15 protein-coding genes are annotated in these 19892 nt (G+C 69.7%); 6 read left to right on the top strand and 9 right to left on the bottom strand.

The genetic code is table 11. From position 1 onward, the window contains the following. Window positions 1-55: 55 nt before the first annotated feature. The 6 genes from AB0B82_RS27085 to pseB are packed head-to-tail and all read right to left on the bottom strand — an operon-like array spanning window position 56 to window position 6176. Window positions 56-1012, bottom strand: a complete 957-nt coding sequence (locus AB0B82_RS27085; protein ID WP_360174281.1) for a class I SAM-dependent methyltransferase — start codon at window positions 1010-1012, stop codon at window positions 56-58. Window positions 1013-1061: 49 nt separating this feature from the next. Next, window positions 1062-1814: a glycosyltransferase family protein gene (locus AB0B82_RS27080; RefSeq protein WP_360174278.1), complete on the bottom strand. Its 753-nt coding sequence runs from the start codon at window positions 1812-1814 to the stop codon at window positions 1062-1064. Next, on the bottom strand, window positions 1802-2617 hold the full coding sequence (locus tag AB0B82_RS27075; protein ID WP_360174276.1) for a hypothetical protein: 816 nt from the start codon (window positions 2615-2617) through the stop codon (window positions 1802-1804). Before AB0B82_RS27075 ends, AB0B82_RS27080 begins: the two co-directional genes overlap by 13 nt. After that, window positions 2617-4056 (bottom strand): hypothetical protein, encoded by a 1440-nt coding sequence (locus AB0B82_RS27070; RefSeq protein WP_360174273.1) that lies wholly within the window; start codon window positions 4054-4056, stop codon window positions 2617-2619. The genes AB0B82_RS27075 and AB0B82_RS27070 overlap by 1 nt, the downstream gene beginning before the upstream one ends. 10 nt (window positions 4057-4066) lie before the next feature. Next, window positions 4067-5191 (bottom strand): aminotransferase class I/II-fold pyridoxal phosphate-dependent enzyme, encoded by a 1125-nt coding sequence (locus AB0B82_RS27065; protein WP_360174270.1) that lies wholly within the window; start codon window positions 5189-5191, stop codon window positions 4067-4069. 1 nt (window position 5192) lies between these two features. Next, window positions 5193-6176 (bottom strand): UDP-N-acetylglucosamine 4,6-dehydratase (inverting), encoded by a 984-nt coding sequence (gene pseB, locus AB0B82_RS27060; protein ID WP_360174267.1) that lies wholly within the window; start codon window positions 6174-6176, stop codon window positions 5193-5195. Between the two features lie 223 nt (window positions 6177-6399). Here pseB and AB0B82_RS27055 point away from each other — a divergent pair, with 223 nt between their 5' ends. After that, window positions 6400-7422 (top strand): spore coat protein, encoded by a 1023-nt coding sequence (locus AB0B82_RS27055; protein WP_360174264.1) that lies wholly within the window; start codon window positions 6400-6402, stop codon window positions 7420-7422. Here AB0B82_RS27055 and AB0B82_RS27050 read toward each other — a convergent pair. Beyond that, window positions 7415-9643 carry a hypothetical protein gene (locus AB0B82_RS27050; protein WP_360174261.1) on the bottom strand — a complete coding sequence of 743 codons (2229 nt, stop codon included), beginning with the start codon at window positions 9641-9643 and terminating at the stop codon, window positions 7415-7417. The two genes, AB0B82_RS27055 and AB0B82_RS27050, sit on opposite strands and share 8 nt — an antisense overlap. Before the next feature lie 95 nt (window positions 9644-9738). On the opposite strand from AB0B82_RS27050, the gene AB0B82_RS27045 reads away from it, so the two are divergent. Genes AB0B82_RS27045 through AB0B82_RS27025 form a run of 5 tightly spaced genes read left to right on the top strand, consistent with a single transcriptional unit; the run spans window position 9739 to window position 17689 of the window. Next, the gene (locus tag AB0B82_RS27045; RefSeq protein ID WP_360174258.1) at window positions 9739-10491 is read left to right on the top strand and encodes an N-acetyltransferase; all 753 of its coding nucleotides are present in this window, start codon (window positions 9739-9741) and stop codon (window positions 10489-10491) included. A gap of 32 nt (window positions 10492-10523) precedes the next feature. Beyond that, the gene (locus AB0B82_RS27040; RefSeq protein ID WP_360174255.1) at window positions 10524-12806 is read left to right on the top strand and encodes a glycosyltransferase; all 2283 of its coding nucleotides are present in this window, start codon (window positions 10524-10526) and stop codon (window positions 12804-12806) included. Further along, window positions 12806-13630 (top strand): hypothetical protein, encoded by an 825-nt coding sequence (locus AB0B82_RS27035; RefSeq protein ID WP_360174252.1) that lies wholly within the window; start codon window positions 12806-12808, stop codon window positions 13628-13630. The genes AB0B82_RS27040 and AB0B82_RS27035 overlap by 1 nt, the downstream gene beginning before the upstream one ends. Beyond that, on the top strand, window positions 13623-15329 hold the full coding sequence (locus AB0B82_RS27030) for a hypothetical protein (protein WP_360174249.1): 1707 nt from the start codon (window positions 13623-13625) through the stop codon (window positions 15327-15329). Before AB0B82_RS27035 ends, AB0B82_RS27030 begins: the two co-directional genes overlap by 8 nt. Beyond that, a complete protein-coding gene (locus AB0B82_RS27025; protein WP_360174246.1) occupies window positions 15326-17689 on the top strand; it encodes a glycosyltransferase family 2 protein in 2364 nt (787 codons plus the stop codon). Before AB0B82_RS27030 ends, AB0B82_RS27025 begins: the two co-directional genes overlap by 4 nt. 228 nt (window positions 17690-17917) lie before the next feature. Here AB0B82_RS27025 and AB0B82_RS27020 read toward each other — a convergent pair whose 3' ends face one another. Both AB0B82_RS27020 and AB0B82_RS27015 read right to left on the bottom strand, forming a co-directional pair. After that, window positions 17918-18124 carry a hypothetical protein gene (locus AB0B82_RS27020; protein ID WP_360174243.1) on the bottom strand — a complete coding sequence of 69 codons (207 nt, stop codon included), beginning with the start codon at window positions 18122-18124 and terminating at the stop codon, window positions 17918-17920. A 10-nt stretch (window positions 18125-18134) separates the two neighbouring features. Next, on the bottom strand, window positions 18135-19625 hold the full coding sequence (locus tag AB0B82_RS27015; protein ID WP_360174240.1) for a class I SAM-dependent methyltransferase: 1491 nt from the start codon (window positions 19623-19625) through the stop codon (window positions 18135-18137). Window positions 19626-19892 lie beyond the last annotated feature (267 nt).

Here is a 19892-nt window from a genome sequence, read left to right as displayed (position 1 = left end):
GTTAGCCGCAAGTGGCGCGTTTGTGACCCACCGCAACCGAAAAGTTCTCAACGAACTAAAGGTGTGGAGCCACCGGCGCGTCGACGGTCCGGCGATAATTCGCGAACTCGCTCGGGTGCGCCCGGAAGCAATGCGTGAAGTACGGCATCCGCAACGGCTCCGGCGGCCGGGCGGTGTGCTCGTAGATCAGGTCGATCTGCTCGAGCACCTGATCGCGCCGGATGTCCTTCAGTACGGCGACGCGCGAGTGGGACTGCGCCAACTGCCGCAGGCCGTGCCGATCCAGATCGTGCCAGTGCCGGAATCTGGTCTGCTCGATCATCGTGAACAGGTTCGACTGCTCGAGGACCGGCACCGGGTCGAATCCTTCGCTGCCGCCGAAGCCGTCGCCCTGCACCACCTGGAAGATCCGCCGGACCCACGGCACCACGGTGTCGGCGTTGTTCCAGAGCAGGCCGAGGACGCCGTTCGGGCGCAGGACCCGGGCGATCTCCGGCAGCGCCCGCGCATGGTCGAACCAGTGGAACGCCTGTCCGACGACGACCGCGTCCACGGAGGCGTGCGCCAGCGGGATCGACTCCGCGGCGCCGACCATCGTGTCGATGCCGGTCCGCCGCCGGCAGACCTCGAGCATCTCCTGCGACGGGTCGACGGCGATCACGTCGTGCCCGAGCCCGGCGGCGACCGCGCCGAGCTTGCCGGTGCCGGCGCCGAGATCGAGCACCTGCAGGCCGCGGCCCGGACCGAGGATCCAGGTCAGCGCCTCGACCGGGAACGTCGGCCGCCCGGCGTCGTACGCGTCCGCGACCGCACCGAACGCCGTCGCCCGCGCCGCGCGCGCACCGTTCTCCGCGCGCCCGCCCTTCTCCGCCGTGGCGCGCATGCCGTTGCCCGCGGGCGCGGCGGCGTCGCCGGTGTGAGCAGGCTCGGCAACGTCGGCGCTCTCGGCGGCGGAGACGGGGTCAGTGGAGACGGGGTCAGCGGGGTCGCCGGCCGGGTCATTGGTGGTCATCACCGTAAATCATGCCCCAGGAACGCCGGTGCGGTGCGCGAACGGGCTGCTACTCGCCGAGTTTCTTCTGTTCGATATGCGCGTTCAGCGCGACCAGTTCCGGTTGCTGGTCGAGGATCGCGACCAGCTCGGCGCAGCTCAGCCGGGTCGCGTCGTAGTCCTCGATCAGGGCGTCGAGCAACTTCCAGTCGTCGGCGGTGTCGAGTGTCAGCCGGTACTGCGACGCGTCCTTGCCGGACGTCCGCTCGGTCCACGGCAGGTTCAGCAGCCGGATCTCGCCGGAACGGTTCTGGTGCAGGTACGGCGTGACGTGCTCGCGATCGGCCTTGAGCGTCGCCTTCGCTTCCGCGTCGTACAGCCGGGCGGCGGAGAAGATCTCGAAGTCCATGCCGCGCGGGTAGGTGCGCTCGAGGCAGTTCGAGAGGTACAGGTCGGGGTCGTTCTCGGCCCGCCACCGATCGACGCCCGCGGCAACGATCTCCGCATCGATCAGCGGGCAGTCCGAGGTGACCCGGACGATCGCGTCCAGGTCGTGCTCGCGGGCGGCACCGGCGAACCGGCTGAGCACGTCGGCCTCGCTGCCGCGGAACACCGGCACGCCGCGCTCGGCGCACAACTGCGCGACCACGTCGTCGTCCTCGTTCACGGTGGTCGCGACGATCACCGGCAGGCCGGTGCGGTCGAGCCGGTCGAGGTGGTGCTCGAGGTACGACTTGCCGCCGACGGTGAGCATGACCTTGGCGGGCAGCCGCGTGCTGGTCACGCGGACCTGCGTGACGATGCCGATTGTCAGCTGTTCCATCGGAACATCTCCCGGATCTCCGCGGGTCCCGCCAGGTGGTCGACGCCCAGTTCGGTGTTGGTGAACTCGGCCGCGAGGTCGGCCGGTACATACGGCTGGTCCATCTCCGGCCAGAGCCGCTTGATCCGGGCCTGCCCGCCGAACGACGGGTGCTCGTTCTCCAGCACCATGGGATCACCGTAGACCCCGGCGCTCAGGCCGAGCGAGGCGCCGTACAGCACCGCGGAGCTGAGCCGGTTGGAAGCGACGCGTTCGTGCCGGCGCAGTTCGCGCAGCTGCTTGACCAGGAACTTCGCGTCGACCTGCCGCCAGTGCAGACCGCGGTACCCGTGCGTGATGACGCGGAACCCGGCGTCCTTGTAGACGTTGCGGATCGCGGGCTTCTCGTACTCGTTCCAGTACAGGCAGACGGTTACCGGGCCGGTCTCGTGCTCCTTGATCGAGGCAACGATCCGGCCGTGGTCGCCGAGCACGTTCTGGCCTTCCCAGCCGTGGAACGGGTAGAAGATTGTGCCCTTGGCGCGCGGGTCCGGCGTCGCGAGCTCCGGGTACGCCTTGAGCAGGTACAGCCAGACCGAGCCGATCACCGAGTAGTTGCGCAGGCCGAGCGCGTGCCCGCGGCGGCGGACGTTGTCGGACCAAACGAACTTCGGCGTCCCGGGCGCGAAGGCCGTGCCGTGCGCGAAGCCGTCCAGGATGTTCCAGCCGTGCTGCAGGTAGCCCCAGATCCGCGGCGGCTTCGCGAGACCGGCGTACGTCGCCATGATGTTGGCGTGCCCGTAGAAGTGGTTCGCGTGGTGCATCAGCGACGCCGGACCTTCCGCACGGCGCGCTTGATCTTCCACCGGGCGCGCTTGAGCCGGCGACGGACTTCGCGGGCGGGCCCGAGGATCGCGTGGCCGACGCGGTACGGCTTGGACCGGCGCAGACCGCTGGCCGTGCCCTCGAAGAGGATCGCGCGAGCACTCGCGTGCGCGAGCTCCTCGGCCAGCCGGGCGACGGTGGTCAGCTGCTCGGCGCTGCCCAGCGGGCGAATCACCTCGGCGCGCCGGAACCTCTGCTCCGGCACCGTGATCCCGGCCATCGACGCGAGCCGGGAGGTGAGCAGGTGCGGATCGCCCGCCGCGGGCCATGGTTGCCGCGAGCCACTTTCCAGCGTGCGCTCCGCGAACCGGCGCAGATGCCCGACGACGTCCAGGTCCTGCGGCTCACCGAACAGCCGGTACGACGTCCCGTCGAAGATCACGTTGTCCGGCGACCCGGCACCACCCGCGCCGAGCCAGGCGACGTACTCCGGGATGATCCGCCGCAACTCCGCGTGATCGTCGTACTTCATCGCGGTGAGCAGGTGCTCCTCCAGCAGCACACCCGCACCGTCCGGTACGACGCCTTCCGGCAGGACCGCCGGCGGCTCGGTGCCGACGACGAAATACCACGCGGGCGCCAACTCGAAGGCCAGGCCTGCCTCCGCCGCGTCCATCACGACGCGGTACGGATCCATCAGCAACGGTCCGCCGTTGCCGGCAGCAACAGCGCGGGCGGCCACCACGGGCGCGAAACCGTCCAGCGAGGTCAACGCGACGTCGGCCTGCACGAGCGAGGGGAAGACGGCGTACAACCGGTCGACCGTGAGGCCGCTCGCCTGGAGGACCGCGGTCAGCGACTTCAGCCCCGCGGGGGTCCGGTCCGCGACGTCGCGGCCCCAGTCCTCGTCGCGCGGCAGCGCGGCGGTGATGTCGGGCTGGACCAGGCGGCCGAAGCCGAACGTGTTCGGGGCGCCGAGCAGCAGCCGGCCGCCCGGCCGGAGCCGGGCGCGCAGCCGGTCGAGGGCCTGCGCCCACGGAAGCGTGGCGGTGTCCGGTCCGACGAGCCGCTCCAGACCGTCCAGCGCGACGATCACGTCGTACCCGTTGCTGAGCTGGCCGTCCGGGGCGAGGTGCTCGCCGGCGAACCGGTCGAGGGAGCCGCAGAACACCTCTCCCTTGGTCTCCGACAGCAGCTCGGCGAGTTCTTCGGCGTCCGGGGCCGACCGCAGCAGCAGGTCGACAGATGTGACCCGCGCGGCGACGTCCGTGATCAGGTCCGCGTCGTGCGGACCGGCGATCAGGACAGCGTCATCGGGGTGGAGGGCGGCGGCCAGGAGTGCTGTGGCTGCCGGTCCGGCGGCCGCCGGGCGGGCGTCGACCGGATGCAGATCCGACCAGTTCAGCATCTCTCCGCCGATCAGATTCGATCGGGTCACATCGGACACGTTAACCAACCAGTCTCAGGAGCGTCTCGATCACCCGGTCCACGTCACCGTCGGTGAGGTCCGGGAAGAGCGGGAGGGACAGTTCTTCCGCGTAGTACTGCTCGGCGTTCGGGCACAGGCCGCGCCGGTAACCCTGGTGGGCGAAGACCGGGTGCCAGTAGACCGGAATGTAGTTCACCTGGACGCCGATCCCGGCCGCCCGCATCGCCTCGAACACCGCGCGCCGCCGCCCGCCGAGCACGCGCACCGGGTACAGGTGCCACATCGGGTCGACGCCGGGCCGCTGCACCGGCGTCCGCAGTCCGTCCACGTCCGCGAACGCCGCGTTGTAACGCGCGGTGATCTCGGCCCGGCGGCGTTTGAACTCCGCGAGCCGCCGGAGCTGGGACAGCCCGAGCGCGGCGCCGAGGTCGGTGAGGCGGTAGTTCACGCCGTATTCGTGGACCTCCTGGTGCCAGGGGCCCTCGTCGGTGATCTCGAAGCGCGACGGGTCGCGGACCAGGCCGATGAAGTGGAACTCGTGGGCGCGCTGACCGATCTCCGGGTCCTTGCAGACGACCGCGCCGCCCTCGCCGGTGGTCAGGTTCTTGGTCGGGAAGAACGACAGCGTGGTGACGTCGGCGAGGTCACCGACCGGGCGTCCGTCGGCCGAACCGCCGACCGAGTGCGCCGCGTCGGACAGGGTGTAGGCCCCCACCTGGTCGGCCAGCGGCTGCAGCGCCTTGTAGTCGGCCGCCTGGCCGGCGTAGTCAACCGACGCGATCACCTTGCAACGCTCCGTCGCCACCGCCGCGACCGCGTCGGGGTCGATCAGGCCGGTCTCGTAGTCGACGTCGGCGAAGACGATCTTCGCCCCGAGCAGCGCGGCGCAGGAGGCCGTCGCCACGAACGTCATCGGCGTGGTGACGACCTCGTCGCCCGGTCCGACACCGAGCGCGGCGTACGCCGTGTGCAGTGCGGCCGTGCCCGACGTACAGCTCACCGCGCGGTGGCCGCCGGCAAGCTCGGAGATCGCCTGCTCGAAGGCGGTGACCGCGGGGCCGGTGGTCAGCCAGTCGCCGCGCAGTACGGCGGTGACTGCCTCGATGTCTTCCTCCGCGATCGACTGGCGTCCGTACGGCAGCACGTCACACGTCGCTCTCGAGGATCTTGCGGATCTCGTCGATCGAGTACCACTGGTCGTTGGTGTCGGAGGCGTAGTGGAAGCCGTCCGGCACCGGGTGACCGTCGGCCGGCGGCTCGTAGCCCCAGGTGCCGAGGTCGGGCTGCAGGACGTACCGGTCGCCGGTCGCGAGCGCGCGGCGGCCTTCCTCCGGGCTGATCATCTCTTCGTGCAGCTTCTCGCCCGGGCGCAGGCCGACGTCGACCATCGCCGCGCCGGGCGCGATTGCCTCGGCCAGGTCGGTGACCTTCATCGACGGGATCCGCGGTACGTACAGCTCACCGCCGGACATCAGGTCGAACGAGTCCACGACGAACTCGACCGCCTGCGGCAGCGTGATCAGGAACCGCGTACAGCGCAGGTCGGTGATCGGCAGCGGCTGGCCGGCCAGGTGCAGCGAGCGGAACTTCGGGATGATCGAGCCGCGGCTGCCCATCACGTTGCCGTACCGGACGACGCAGAACCGGGTGTCGTACGCCGCCGCGTAGTGGTTGCCGTTGATGAACAGCTTGTCCGCGGTCAGCTTGGTCGCGCCGTACAGGTTGATCGGGCTGGACGCCTTGTCGGTGGACAGCGCCACGACCCGCTTCACGCCCGAGTCGATGGCCGCCTCGATCACGTTCTGGGAGCCGACGACGTTGGTCTGGACAAACTCCCACGGGTTGTACTCGCCGCTGTCGACCTGCTTCAGCGCGGCCGCGTGGACGACGTAGTCGACCTTGTGCATGGCCCGGTTCAGCCGGGCGCGGTCGCGGATGTCGCCGATGAAGAACCGCAGCCGCGGGTCGTCGCCGAACGACTGGCGGACCTCCCACTGCTTCAGCTCGTCGCGGCTGAACACGATCACGCGGCGCGGATCCAGGTGGGTCAGCACGTGCCGGATGAAGGTCTTGCCGAACGAGCCGGTTCCTCCGGTGACCAGGATGTCGGAGCCGGTGAGAATTGACACGCGAGCGGACCCTTCTGACGACAGTTCCGAGCAGCGCACCCGGGTTCGAACCATCGAACAATAACTGCCTCGTCAACGCTTTCCTCAATCCGCTACCCCTTGACGCCTGTCCGGCACGTTTGCTCGACCGCGAAAGGGCCATCGAGCGGGTCCGTCGGGCCGCTGTCGGACCGGTGGTCCGGGCGCTCCGAGGGTGCGCCGGGGCGGCAGGTACGGTCGGGGCGTGAAACGCGTCGGGGTGCGGTGTGATGTCGGGCCGGGCCGGGGGATCGGGCATGTGATGCGATGCCTCGCGCTGGCGGAGGAGGTGCGGCGGCGCGGGGCCGAGCTGGTGTTCGTGTGTGATGCGCACACCGTGCCGTGGGCGGCGGAGCAGATCGCCACCCGCGGGATCGCCATCGAGCGGGCGGTGTACAGCCCTGAGGAGCACGTGGAGCTGTTCAAGCGCCTGGGCCTCGACGCGGTCGTGTTCGACTCCTACGACCTCGACGCGGCGGTCTACCCGGCTGTCCGCGCCACCGGTCTGCCGACGCTCGCGATTGTCGACGGTGATCTCCGTGGCGCGCAGGCCGACGTACTGGTCGATCAGAACCTCGGAGCCGAGCAGGACGATCCGCCGCTGCCGAGCGGCTCGGTCCGGCTCGCCGGCCTGCAGTACGTGATGCTGCGTGACGAGATCCTCCAGCACCGTCCTGCCACGCCGCCTGCCGACCGGCAGAGCGCCGTACCGAAGGTGTTCGCCTTCTTCGGCGGTACGGACGCGTTCGGTGCCGGGCCGTACGTCGCCCAGGCGCTGGCAGCGACGGGCCACCCCTTCGACGCCACTGTGGTCGCGCCGTCACCCGATCTGGCCGCGCGGCTCGCCGCGGTGGACCTGCAACCGGGGCAGCACCTCGACGTGATCGGTCCGACCGACCAGCTGGCCGCCCGGGTCCGCGAGGCCGACCTGACCATCAGTGCGTCCGGTACGTCGACGTGGGAGCTGTTGTGCCTCGGAGCGACTGCAGCGCTCGTCTGCGTGGTCGACAATCAGGTGATGGGCTACGAGCGTGCCGTCGACACGGGTGCGGCCGCCGGGCTCGGCCTGCTCAGTGCGCTGCAGCAGGACACTTCATCAGCCGACCGGACGCTCAAGCGTCTGTTGAGCGACCCGGCGGAGCGTGGCCGGTTGGCGAGAGCAGGGTGGGAGCTGGTGGACGGCCGTGGGCGGGAGCGGGTCGCCGGCGCGCTGCTGCGGCTCACCTGATCTCGTAGATCGTCGCGTCCAGCGTGGCGTGCCGCAGTCGGACGTAATTCCGTAGCGACGGAGAGACCTGGCCGGCGCGGTGGTCGGCGAACAACCAGCGCACTCCGGACTCCCGCAGGCGCTGGATCGCGGTCGGCGTCGGCGCCTTGAAGACCAGGTCGTTGGCGGCCAGTTCGGAGCGGTTCCAGTACGGGATCAGGCTGGGGTTGCCGTCATTTGCGAGGGCGATCCGGTTGGCCTGGTTGGAGTACGACCAGCCCTCGATCAGCACCGGGCGCTCCGACAACGCAGCCAGCCAGAAGTGCCGGCTGTCGCACAGACCGTCGCGTTCGATGATGCAGTGCGCGTTGGTCGCGATCAGGTCGCCTGGCGCGCTGTTGCGCCGCAGCCAGCGCGCCGCACCGGCCTCGGCCGCGGTCGCGCCGCCGCGGAACGGGTGCGCGAAGACCAGGTTCGACGCCTTGTCCGAGACGAACGCCTGCAGCGGCACCAGAGCCGCGCCAATCATGCAGGCGGCCACTGCAGCGCCGGCCAGTGCGACAAAGAAGCTCCCCGGCCGGTGCGCCAGCTTCCAGCCCACAGCCACCAGCAGCGCGACAGCAGCGACAGCAGCGACACTCCACAGCCACGGCCCCTTGATGCCCGGCAGGTCCGCCGAAGCGGTACGCGCTACCGCAAAGGCCGCCAGCCCGAGCAGCCCGGCCGCACCGACCAGTACTACTGCCCGCCGGTCGTTGAGCCGTCCGACCAGGTTCGCCAGGCCGACTGTCGCGAGGACGGCGACGACAGGGAACGCGGTCCGCAGGAAGTACAGCTGGCTGACACCGGACTGGGTCGTCAGCAACGTCCCGAGCAGCCCTGCCACCGCTACGCCCGCGAGGAACACCGCACCGGTGTCCCGCCACCGTCGCCCCACGAAGAACAGGCCCGATGCAGCCAGGACCCAGCTGAGCAGCGTGGTGGCCCCGGACAGCAGCTCTGCGTGCGGATTCGACAGCAGCAGCTGGTACGGCGCCAGCTGGACGAACGTCTCGAACGGCTTGATCTGCGTGCCCCACGTGCTCCCGTTGAAGATCGCGATCAACGCGCCCACGAAGACCGTCAGGCACAGCAGCCCGCCGAGGAACGCCGGCCGCGTACTACGCCGTGCCAGCCCCAGGTGCAGGAACGCGAACGCGAAGCCGATGCCCACCAGCGGCAGGATCGTCGACTTCGCCCCGGACGCGATCAGCGCGAGCAGCACCAGCAGCACCCACCGCGTGCGTGGCCGACCGTCTGCTCGCAGTAGATCCACTGCCACCACGCAGAACGCCAGCGCGATCAGTACGCCGAGGTTCTGCGTCGGACTGAGGTACGCAGCCACCGCGGTCGAGATACCGCCCAGCCCGGTGTCCGCCAGCGGCTGCACTGCTCCACCGAGGCCCGCGACGAACACCGCGAGCGGACCGGCCCACGTGGCACCGGACTCGGCGGTCGGCGCCAGCCGGCTGGTCAGCGCGAACACCAGGCCGCAGCCGGCCAGGAAAAGCGGCAGCCAGCTCAGCGTGTGGATCAGATCCGTCAGGTCGATCCGCGTACCCCACTGCGTCGCGGCCGTCGCCTGGTGGAAGAACGTGTGGTACCGCATCGGCTCGCCACCGAGCCACAGTGTCGAGATCGGTACGTCGTACTTCGCGCTCGCGGCCAGCGCCTGCTGGAAGGCCAGATCGGGGTAAGCGCGGAGCGGATCGGTGTACGCCGGCAGGAACTGCCCCGGACCGCGCCGGTAGACGATCAAAACAACCACGGCGGTCGAGATGGCGAGCAGCCAGGCCTGCAGGGGGCGCAGCGGCCGCTCGACGCGCCGCCAGACCCGCGCGCGGACGTCCCCGTCGACGAACGTGACCAGCAGGACGACAGGCGCCCACACCCACGACCACGCCTGCAGCCCGATCGACGCGCTCGCGAGATACACCAGCACCTGGGCCGCCGTACCGACCGCGAATCCGGCGGCGAAGTCCTCGACCAGGTTGCGCCGGTACCCGCCGATCAGCCGCCAGAGGGCGAATCCGGGGAGCGCGACCGCCAGCGTCGTGAAGAGCACGAAACGCGCCAGCTCGAACAGGGTCGTATGCAGCGCGAGCAGCACGATCCCGAGCACGATCACGGCGAGCCCGGCGGCCAGTCCGGAAAGCGATGGGCCCGCAGTCCGCGGCCCCCGCCGCCTCGCTTTCGCGCGCATGCCGTAACACTAATGTGAAATCAGTCGCGCCACGAATGCAACGTGTCACTCCCCGTGAAGACCGCGCGGGCGTGATGGCTTAAGCTCGACGGGCTATGAGTTGGTACGACGCCCTCGAGGCCGGTGAGCTGACCGTACGGCCGTCCGTGGACGCGGCGAAGCGGTTCGGCGTCTCCATCGACCGGATGTCGGTGTCCGCATCGGCCGGAACCCCGCTGGCCGACGTCCTGGCCGCGGTCGAGCGGTCGACCGCCGACGTGGTCGTGCTGCGCTACCCGGCCCGCGAGACCACCTGGTTCGCCGCGCTCGCCGCCGGACCGCGGCGGGCCCTGCTGGCCGAGACCGTCACCTGCTGGGCGCTGCCCGTCGGCAAGGGCAGGCGACCCGCCCCGCTGGCCGGGTTCACCGCCCAGCACGAGACGCAGCTCGACGACGACCTCATCGACGACCTGGTCGCGGACATCTTCGGCGACTCCGGCAACCACTACTGCGCCAACCCGATGTTCGACCGGGCGCTCGCGCTGGCAGGCCGCCAGGAGTGGGCGCGGCGGCGGATCGCCGAGGCAGGTGCCGTCGTCCTGCGCGGACCGGACCGGCGTGTACTGGCGCTGGCCGTCCTGGACGAGCGCGGGTCGTGGACCGAGATCCAGCTGTCCGGAGTGGTCCCCGCCGAGCAGGGCCGCGGGCGATACGGCCACCTGCTGGCCGCCGTCGAGGACGCGTGCACGACGCGGCGGCTGGTCGTCACCACCCAGGCTCATCAGACCGGCATCCAGCGCATCTGGGCCCGCTACGGGTTCGAGCCGATGCATAACCTCCTCACGGTCCACCTCGTTGCGGCTACGTAGGCATCGCCCACCGCGAGGGAGGACACGTCGCAGTGACGCCGCGGTTGAGCGTTGTGGTGCCCTTCTACGGCGTCGGCGAGTATCTCGGGGACTGCCTCGACTCGATCGCCCGGCAGGCGTGGCCGGACTTCGAGGCGATCCTGGTCGACGACGGATCGCCGGACGACAGTGCGGTCATTGCCAAGGAGTTCTGCGGCCGGGACTCCCGGTTCCGGCTGATCCAGCAGGACAACGCCGGTCCCGGCCCGGCCCGTGACGCCGGCATCCGCGAGGCCACCGGGGAGTACCTGGCCTTCGTCGACGGTGACGACCTGGTCTCGCGCTACGGCTTCGCCGCTCTGGTCCGCACCCTGGACCGCACCGGCTCCGACATCGCCGGCGGCAACGCGCGGCGCTTCAACAACAGCTTCGGCGTCCGGCCGTCGTGGCTGCACAAGCAGCCGTTCGCGCGGGTCCGGCACGCCACGCACGTCACCGAGTTCCCCGACCTGGTCCTGGACCGGATGCTGTGGAACAAGGTGTACCGCCGCTCGTTCTGGACCGAGAACGGTTACACGTTCCCCCCGATCCGCTACGAGGACTACCCGGTCGCGCTCAAGGCGCACCTGGACGCGCTGACGGTCGACACGATCCCGCAGCCGGTCTACTACTGGCGCGAGCGCGAGTCCGGCGAGTCGATCACGCAGCAGAAGTTCCAGCTCGGCAACATCCGCGATCGCGTGACGTCGGCCGGGATGGTGATCGACCTGGTGGCGAACGCGATCCCGGTCGTCCGGCGGCGTACCCACGCGCACCTGGCGCAGATCGACGTACTCACGCTGATGTCCGCGTTCGGCACCGTTCCGCCGGAGGACGAGCAGGCGCTGGTGGACCTGTCCCGCGAGTTGCTCGATCGGCTCGACAAGGACGTCCTCGCGGCCACGCATCGGTACGACCGGATCCAGCACGCGGCGCTGCGGTCCGGTGACGTCGACCTGCTGCGCCGGCTGGCCGTGTTCCGGAACTCGGGCGGTCTGCGCGGCGGGGCGCGTGCGGTACCGCGACCACGCCGGCCGCGCCTGCTCGAGTACAACTACCCGGGGCTGGGCGAGTCCGCCGTACCGCGGTCGCTGTACAAGCTGCGTGACCAGGACCTGACACTCGCGACCAGCGTCCGCGCGGTGGCGTGGGTCGACGGCAGCCTGTCGATCAAGGGCAGCGCGGAGATCCGCCACCTCGAGACGTCGCCTTCGTCGACGCTCGAGATCGCCTTGGCCGTCGGTGAGACGTCGTACCCGCTGGAGGTACGGCGCTACGCCGCGCTGGACCTGCACGGCGACCAGACCCTCGTCGGCTTCGAGGTGCTGCTGGATCGGGAGCTGCTGGCTTGTTGCACCGGAGCGCCCGCGCACTTCGAGGTGCGGATGCGCTCCGGACAGCGGGAGTGGCAGGGCATGCTCGGCGGTCAGGGGCCGGGCAGCCCCGGCTGGCCGCCCGGCGCGTGGATCGACGAGTCGAACTGGATCCAGCCCGGTCCGGGGCAGCGTGGCTGGTTCTCGCTGCGCCGGCTGACCGACCCGTGCCGGCTGACCGCGGTCGAGCACACCGAGGACGAGCTGGTCCTGCGCGGAACGGCCTCGTTCGACGAGCCGGAGCTGTACCTGAGCCGCCCGATCGTCAGTGGTGAGGAAGAGATCCCGCTGGAGCTCGACGGGCGCGACTTCACCGCGCGGCTGCCGATCCGCGACCTGCTCGCCGCGGCGAACCACGACGACCCGTTCGGTCAGCGCACCACCCGGGTGTTCCGGGTGCGCGGGCCCCGGGACCAGCAGCGGGTGTTGCTGTGGACCGCGGGCGACTCAGCGGCGACTCGGGTTGTGGACGACCGCGTGATCACGCTGACACGGTCGACCGGCGGCTACGTGAACCTGCACGAGTCACCGATCCGGACCACCGCGGTGGCAGCTGCGACGGACGGCCAGGAGCTGACGGTGCGGGGCACGCAGGCGCGCGACGTCGCGTTCAGCTGGCGGCGCTTCCTGCCCGACTCCGACGAGTACCTCGACGTCGAATGCCGCCGTACCCGGTCCGCCGACGGCTGGTCCGCGACCGTCGACGTCGACGCACTGGTCCCGGTGACCGCGGTGCAGGTCTCACCCGATCCGTTGGCTGCGTTGGCCGACTGGATCCTGTTCGCCTCCACCGTGGACGGGACGGCACACGCCGTTCAGTGCGAGCCGTTCTTGTGCAGCCGGTTGCCGTTGGCAATCACGCACGGGACGCATGCGCTCGCCGTCCGACCCCATGCCGGCACTCTGCACGTCGAGGTGCGCTGATGCATCACCACAACCACTACTACGGCCAGGCGCACATCCTGTCGCGGTACGCCGGGTTCGACTTCGAGCATCCGCCGCGGCTGCGCGGGTACCTCCAGCACGGGTGGAACATCGGCTGCGGGTGGAACCCGGTGCACGAGTTCTACGACGGCGCCTGGCGGTTCACCTGGAGCGACGCGCCACGGCGGCGCGGGCACTCGCTCGGCCGGCGGAACTACCACAGCATCGGCGCCCCGTTCCTGTACCTGCTGGAGCTGGAGCCCGAGCCGGAGGAGCCGGTCGAGCGCGAGGGCACGCTCTGGTTCCTCTTCCACGGCTGGGAGGGCGGCAAGATCCACGGCGACCACCGCCGGCTGATCGACGAGATCCGTGAGACCGAGCCCGGCCCGGTGACCTTCAGCCTGTACTACACCGAGTACGACCGGCCCGAGGTGCGCGGGTTCTACGAGGACGCCGGGTTCCGCGTGGTCTCGTTCGGGCGCCGCGGCTTCGCCTACGAGGGCACCGACCGGCAGTTCCTGTACCGGCAGCTCGCCGAGCTGCGCAAGCACAAGCGCGTCGCCGCGAACCGGTTGTCGACCGCGATCTTCTACGGCGTCGCTGCCGGCTGCGAACCGGCCGTGTACGGCGACCCGATGGCGATGGACGGTGAGAACCCGCTGTTCGGCGGGCAGAGCCGGATCGAGCGGCTCTGGCCGGAGATGCTCGGCAAGACCGTCGACCTCGAAGCTGCCCGGGCCACCACGGACCTGGAGCTCGGCAAGCCCTGGATGATGCCGCCCGCGGAACTGCGGTCGCTGTTCGATTGGAGAGAGCGTGTCTGAGACGGCCTCCGGAGTACAGGTGGTCCGCGGTGAGATGCAGCCGTGGAGTGACCGCACGGCCCCGCGGCCGGCACTCGCCGCGCTGCTGAGCGACGTCGTACCGGCCAACCGGCGGACGCTGATCCTCGGTCCACACGCGCCGCAGCTGATCGAGTCGGTGCTGGCGCATTCGTCGGACGTGACGATGCTGGTTCGATCGGTGTCGGACGCTCAGCAGTTGAGCGAGGACTTCGGGCCGTGCCTGCAGGTCGTCGCCGGTGCGCTGGACGGGTTGCAGACGTCGCCGTACGACGTGATTGTCGCGAGCGACGGTCTGGACCGGCTGCTGGGGTACGACAGCGCCGACCTGTCCTGGACCGAGCGGCTGGCTGCTGTCGCCGCGCTGGCGGCCCCGGACGCGGTCGTCGTGCTCGGTCTGGAGAACGAGTTCTCGCTGCTCAACCTGTTGGACAGCAGGCCCGCGCACGAGCGGCACGGCGACGACGAGTGGCGACCGTTGCACGACGACCCGACCCGTCCGGTGTCGGTTGACCAACTGCGCGCCGCACTCCCTTGGTCCGCCGAGGTGTATGCCGACTTCGCTTCGCGTGCGTTTGTCCGTGCGGATGTCGCCGGGGCGGCGCGACCTGGTGAGTTCGCCACCCGGTTGGCGGGTTCGGCGGTGGAGCGTGCCGACGTACCGCTGCTGTCGCCGGCCGCTGAAGGCTTGGACACCGCGGCGCGCGCCGGACTGCTGGGCTCGGTGCCGACCGGGTGGCTCGCCGTCGTCGGGGCGCAGCCGAAGCACGACATCTACGCGGAGACCGCAGGCGCGGTCCTCACCGCAAGTCAGACCCTCACCGGCTGGGACCTCGCGCTGACGGATACCTGGGACACGGGCGACTCGGATGCGGGAGAGGCTGTGGTGAAGGCTGGGGTGGCCTTCGATCGGACCGTTGTGCCGGCGGCGATTCCGTCGGGTGTATCGGTGGAGAGTGTGCTGTTCCGGCTGGCTGCGGCTGAGGACGTGCCGGCGTTCCGGAAGTTGGCCGCGGACCTCGGCCAGTGGGTGACCGACTCGCGTGTGCTGGTCCGCTGGGACGACGTGATCTGCGACGGTGAGTCCTTCGCCCACGGGATCTCCGGGTGGGTGACCGAGGAGGTCGTGCCCGCGGAGGATCTGCTCGCCGCCGCCTGGTCCCGTTTTCACGACCGGCTCGTCGGGCAGCACCGCCGGCACCCGTGGCCGCCATGGATGCTCGGCGACGAACTGGTGTCCGTGTGGCTGGGGATGTCCGGTGTCGAGCCGCCCGCGCAGCTCCCGGCGACTTCGCCCGACACCGTCCCGGCCAGCGCTCACCAGGTTGCCCGCGGCAAGGAGTTGGCTGCCGCGCTGGCTGCCGCGCTGGGGACAGGTACAGCGCCGGTCGACGTCCGGACCGTGCTCGCAGACGCCGAAGCCGCCAAGCACGAGCTGTTCGAACTCAAGGGGCATGTCTTCGGCCTGGAGCGCACGCTCGGCTTCCGCAACAAGGCGATGAAGACCCGCGAGAACCGGATCCGCGAACTCCGCGGTCAGCTCCAGCGGCTGACTGTCGCGCACGACCGGATCCGCACCTCCCGCACGTACGCCGTGTCGCGCGTGCTGTTCCACGCCGCCCAGGTCCGCAAGCCGAAGGTGGTGGCCCGCAAGGTCGCCCGCCGGATCCGGAACCGGTGAGCGGGCTCCGCCCTCCCGCACGCCTCAGCGTGGTTGTGCCGTTCTACAACGTGGGGGCCTACATAGCGGACTGCCTGGACTCGATCGCGCGGCAGACCTTCGACGACTTCGAGGCGATCCTGGTCGACGACGGTTCGCCGGACGACAGCGCGGTGATCGCGAAGGAGTTCTGTCTGCGCGACTCGCGGTTCCGGATCGTCGAGCAGCCGAACGCGGGCCTCGGTCCGGCACGCAACACCGGCGTCGAACACGCGACGGGGGAGTACATCACGTTCGTCGACAGCGACGACCTGGTGACGCGGCACGGGTTCGGACTGCTGGTCCGCTCGCTGGATCGCACCGGTTCGGACTTCGCGGGCGGCAACGCGCGACGGTTCAACAACAGTGACGGCGTACGGCCGTCCTGGCTGCACGCGCAGGCGTTCACGGCCGATCGCGAGGCCACGCACATCTCCGAGACGCCGCAACTCGTGCTGGACCGGATGGTGTGGAACAAGGTGTACCGGCGATCGTTCTGGGACGAGTACGGGTACCGCTTCCCGGCGATCCGCTACGAGGACTACCCGGTGACGCTGAAGGCGCACCTGGACGCGGTGACCGTCGACACCCTCGCCGCACCGGTGTACTACTGGCGCGAGCGCGAGTCCGGCGACTCGATCACGCAGCAGAAGTTCCAGCTCGCGAACCTGCGCGACCGGGTGACCTCGGCGTTCATGGTCCTGGACGAGGTCGAGGACGCGCTGCCGCTGATCCGGCATCGGGTCCATGCGCACTTCCGGCAGATCGACCTGCACGCGATGCTCTCGGCGTTCGGGACCGTTCCGCCCGCGGAAGAGGAACATCTGGTCGAGCTCACGACGCAACTGCTCGACCGGCTCGAACCGACGGTGCTGGCGAACTCGCCGCGCGTCTCCCAACTCCAGTTTGCCGCGCTGCGGTCCGGGGATCTCGACCTGTTGCACAAGATCGCAATCGATCCATCGGTGGCGCAGGAGCATCTGCCGGTCGTCCGCACCGACCTCACGCTGGCGACCAGCGTCCGTGAGGTGACCTGGATCGACGGTGACCTGTCGATCCGCGGCACCGCCGAGATCCGCCACCTGCAGTCGAAGCCGTCGCGGCTCCGCGTGTCACTAGTTGTCGATGGCAAACATCATCGGCTGCCAGTACGACGTTTTCCGGCTGCTGATCTGCGTGGTGAACAGAGTCTGGTCGGGTTCGAGGTCCGCGTCAGCCGGGAGTTGCTCTCGCGATGTACGGCGGGCCCGTCGCACTTCGACGTACGGCTCCGTTCCGCCGGTGTGCGGCGACGCGACCTGCTGCGCGGGCCGAAGGCAGGCAGCCCCGGCTGGCCGCCGGGCGCGTGGATCGACGACCTGAACTGGATCCAGCCCGGGCCGGGTAAGGACGGCGCGTTCGCCGTCCGGCGGTTGACGGATCCGTGCCGGCTGACGTCGGTCGAGCAGACGCCGGACGCGTTGATCCTGCACGGACGATCCGCATTCGACCAGCCGTCGCTGTACGTGAGCCGGCCGCTGTCGGGTGGCGAGGAATCCTTACCGCTGGAGGCGAACGGCCGGGACTTCACCGCGCGTCTGCCGATCGGCCCGATCCTGGCGGAGGTCAACCCGGACGATCCGTTCACTCAGCGGACGACGCGTGCCTTCCGCGTTCGTGATCCGGAAGGTCGCGAGCAGGTCCTGTTGTGGACGGCCGGCGACCGGCTGATCTCGCACGCCGAACGCGGCCGAGTCGTGATGCTGACCCGATCGACCGGCGGCTACGTCAACCTGCACGAATCACCCATCCGCATGACCGCAACCGCAGCCGTTGCCGCTGGCAACATGCTGGTCGTCCGCGGCCCGGACTGGGGCGACGCCGACTTCAACTGGCGCCACTACCTCCCCGACTCCGACGACCACATCGACCTCCCCTGCCGCCGCTCCACCTCCGACGACGGCTGGTCCGCCGCCCTGGACCTAACCGCCCTGACCCCCGCATCCCGCACCCCGGCCACCCCCGTCCTCACCTCGTCAGCCGCCCCCGAGGTGTCAGCGCCTGGGACCTCAACGTTCACCGCGCCGGCGCGCGACGGATCCACGCACGCCACGGCAGGGGGCGCGGAGTCCGTGCGCGGCGGGTCAGGACACGAAGGATCCGCGCTCGGCAGGTCAGCACTCAGCAGATCGGCGCTTGACCCCCCAGACTGGATCCTCTTCGCCACCCTCCCCAACGGCACCTCGCACGCCGTCCAGTGCGATCCCTTCCTCAGCACCAAACTCCCGCTCACGATCCACCGCCCACACCAAACCCTCACCATCCGCCCCCAAGCCGGCACCCTCCACCTAGAAGTGACCTGACCCCGCCGCGCACCAACTGCCACACGAGCACCCCCGCGTGCGCACCTGCTGCACGATGACTCACCGCGAGACCCCCTGCTGCACGACGACCTGCTGCACGACCTGCTGCACGACGACCTGCCGTGTGACCACCCGCCGTACGCGCGCCCGGCCGAACCCTCCACTTCAGGGGGCAACCCTTCAAGTGGAGGGTTGCCTATTCAAAATTTGAGTGGGCAACCCTCTACTTCAGTGGGCAAGTGGCGCGGATGCAGGCGGCGGCGTGCAGGACCTGTCGCGCGAGCACTCGGCGTAGAACACCAGCCGTACGGCCACCGCGCGTACGGCCACCGCCCGCCGTACGAGCGTCCGCCGTACGAGCGTCCACCGTACGAGCGTCGCCGTACGAGCGTCCGCCAGCTGCCGTACGACCACAACCGGCCGGCGCACGTACATCCGTCGCGAATTAGCGGCGGGCTATCAGGAGCTGGTGGGTCGCCGGCCAGTCGACCGGGGTGCCGTTGAGGGTGGTGAGGGCGGCTACCGGGGCGATGCGGTTGTCGATGAGCCAGTTGTTGCGCCAGGCGCGGGAGGAGGGGGCGACAGTGAAGCCGGCGCGTTCGGCGATGGTGGTCCAGCCGGCGAAGGTGAGGCCGCAGAACTGTTCGTGGGTTTCACTCAACCAGTTGTCGACGTAGTCCTTGCGGGTGAGGAAGTCCATCGCGTCGGCCAGCCGCAGCACGATCCCGTCGCCGCGTACGTCGTACTCGAACGGGACCCGCGCGTTCCGCCGGAAGTCGTGCGCGAACTGGAAGAACCGCGCGCGCGTCGACAGTTTGCCGACGTACGACGCGGCGTCGGCGAGTGCCTCCAACTCGACGACCTCGTCCGGGTTCGAACCGTCGGTGTCGTCCAACCGCAGTACGACGGAACGGTCCGGCTCATCGGGACCGCACACGTCGGAGTTGATCCACACGCCGCCCGGTGCCGTATGCGCGAACAACGCGTCGACGAACCGCTGCACGGTGGCCGGCTGCGACCCGTCGGCGTACGACCAGATCTCGTGGGTGAGCGCCAGCGTCAGCGTGGTGTCGATCGAGCGCGGTGGGAAGACGGCCGAGCCGAGCATGTTGCGCTGGTAGAAGTACACGTTCGGGTTGCTGAACAGACCCTGTTCCTTCTTGTGCTCGCATTCCGCGAACAGGTGCCGCGCGACCTCTACACCGATCAGGTCGGACTCGTGGAAGCGCGGGTCGCGGTCGACGAGCTGCAGCGTGGCGCCGGTCGCGCAGCCGATGTCGAGGATGCGCCCGGGTTGGACGAAGTCTTTGATCTGCTGCCATTTCCGTTCGGCCGCGGTCTCGAACGCGTCGGCGTACGTCTTGTAGTCGCGGGTCGTGGTGAGTCCACCGTCGTCGCCGACGACCGGGTCGTTGACGCAGCGCGCGACGTGCGTGTCCAGGGCGTACCGTTCGAAGACGTCGACCGTCGCCGGGTGCGCGAGGTGCTTCCACTGCTCGTTGCCAGCGGCAATCATCAACAGGACGTCCCACGGGCGGGCCGTGTCTTCGGGTTCGACGTCGATCACGGTGTACCCGAGCTTCTCGTACAGCTTGCTCACGGCCGGTGTCGAGCACGCGACAACCGTGTTCTCCGGAGTCAACCGGACGAGATCGTCGGTGCCGGCCTCGATCGCCTTCACCGTCACCTCGGCGAAGTCGTCGGTCGGTGGCGTGTCCACCACGCCGACCACCAGCGACCGGATCCCCTCCGCGACGCTGAACCGCTCGATCGCCGCCTCCCGCCGATCGAACCCGACCGGATTCCGCTTGGTGGTCCGGTGATTCGCCGACGTCACGGCCCACACCACGGTCCGCTCCGCATGCGCCCGCAGGAACTCACCCTGGAACCGGGTCAACACATGATGCCGCCCCGGAAACAGCAAGTACTCGGTCATTCCGTCCCCTTCAGCGCCTGGCGCACGTCGACACCACATGTTCCCAGGAGGCGGGGCCGCACCCCGTACGCCGCCGATAAGCCGCGAGCCCCAACACCGCCGGATACCCCCGCGTGTTGGGGGTTCTTCGTCGGTATGAGAGCAGAGAACCCCCAACTGGCGGGGTTATCCGCAACGCCGTTCGGTTAGGGGTTGTGTTTGTGGCGCAAGTTGCGGCGTTGCGGCTGGTGAGATGGGTGCAGCCCTTGTAGGGATGTCCGGTCCTCC

This window comes from Kribbella sp. NPDC048915 (assembly GCF_040649595.1).
Classification (GTDB): domain Bacteria; phylum Actinomycetota; class Actinomycetes; order Propionibacteriales; family Kribbellaceae; genus Kribbella.
The sequence above is the reverse complement of the archived record's forward strand: the minus strand, read 5'-3'. Positions and strand labels throughout refer to the sequence as shown.

What these genes read in the sequence shown, in the direction of transcription:
- AB0B82_RS27085 (WP_360174281.1), bottom strand. Translation starts at nt 1,012, where the DNA reads ATGACCACCAATGACCCGGCCGGCGACCCCGCTGACCCCGTCTCCACT.
- AB0B82_RS27035 (WP_360174252.1), top strand. Translation starts at nt 12,806, where the DNA reads ATGCATCACCACAACCACTACTACGGCCAGGCGCACATCCTGTCGCGG.
- AB0B82_RS27045 (WP_360174258.1), top strand. Translation starts at nt 9,739, where the DNA reads ATGAGTTGGTACGACGCCCTCGAGGCCGGTGAGCTGACCGTACGGCCG.
- AB0B82_RS27015 (WP_360174240.1), bottom strand. Translation starts at nt 19,625, where the DNA reads ATGACCGAGTACTTGCTGTTTCCGGGGCGGCATCATGTGTTGACCCGG.
- AB0B82_RS27050 (WP_360174261.1), bottom strand. Translation starts at nt 9,643, where the DNA reads ATGCGCGCGAAAGCGAGGCGGCGGGGGCCGCGGACTGCGGGCCCATCG.
- AB0B82_RS27075 (WP_360174276.1), bottom strand. Translation starts at nt 2,617, where the DNA reads ATGCACCACGCGAACCACTTCTACGGGCACGCCAACATCATGGCGACG.
- AB0B82_RS27080 (WP_360174278.1), bottom strand. Translation starts at nt 1,814, where the DNA reads ATGGAACAGCTGACAATCGGCATCGTCACGCAGGTCCGCGTGACCAGC.
- AB0B82_RS27020 (WP_360174243.1), bottom strand. Translation starts at nt 18,124, where the DNA reads ATGTACGTGCGCCGGCCGGTTGTGGTCGTACGGCAGCTGGCGGACGCT.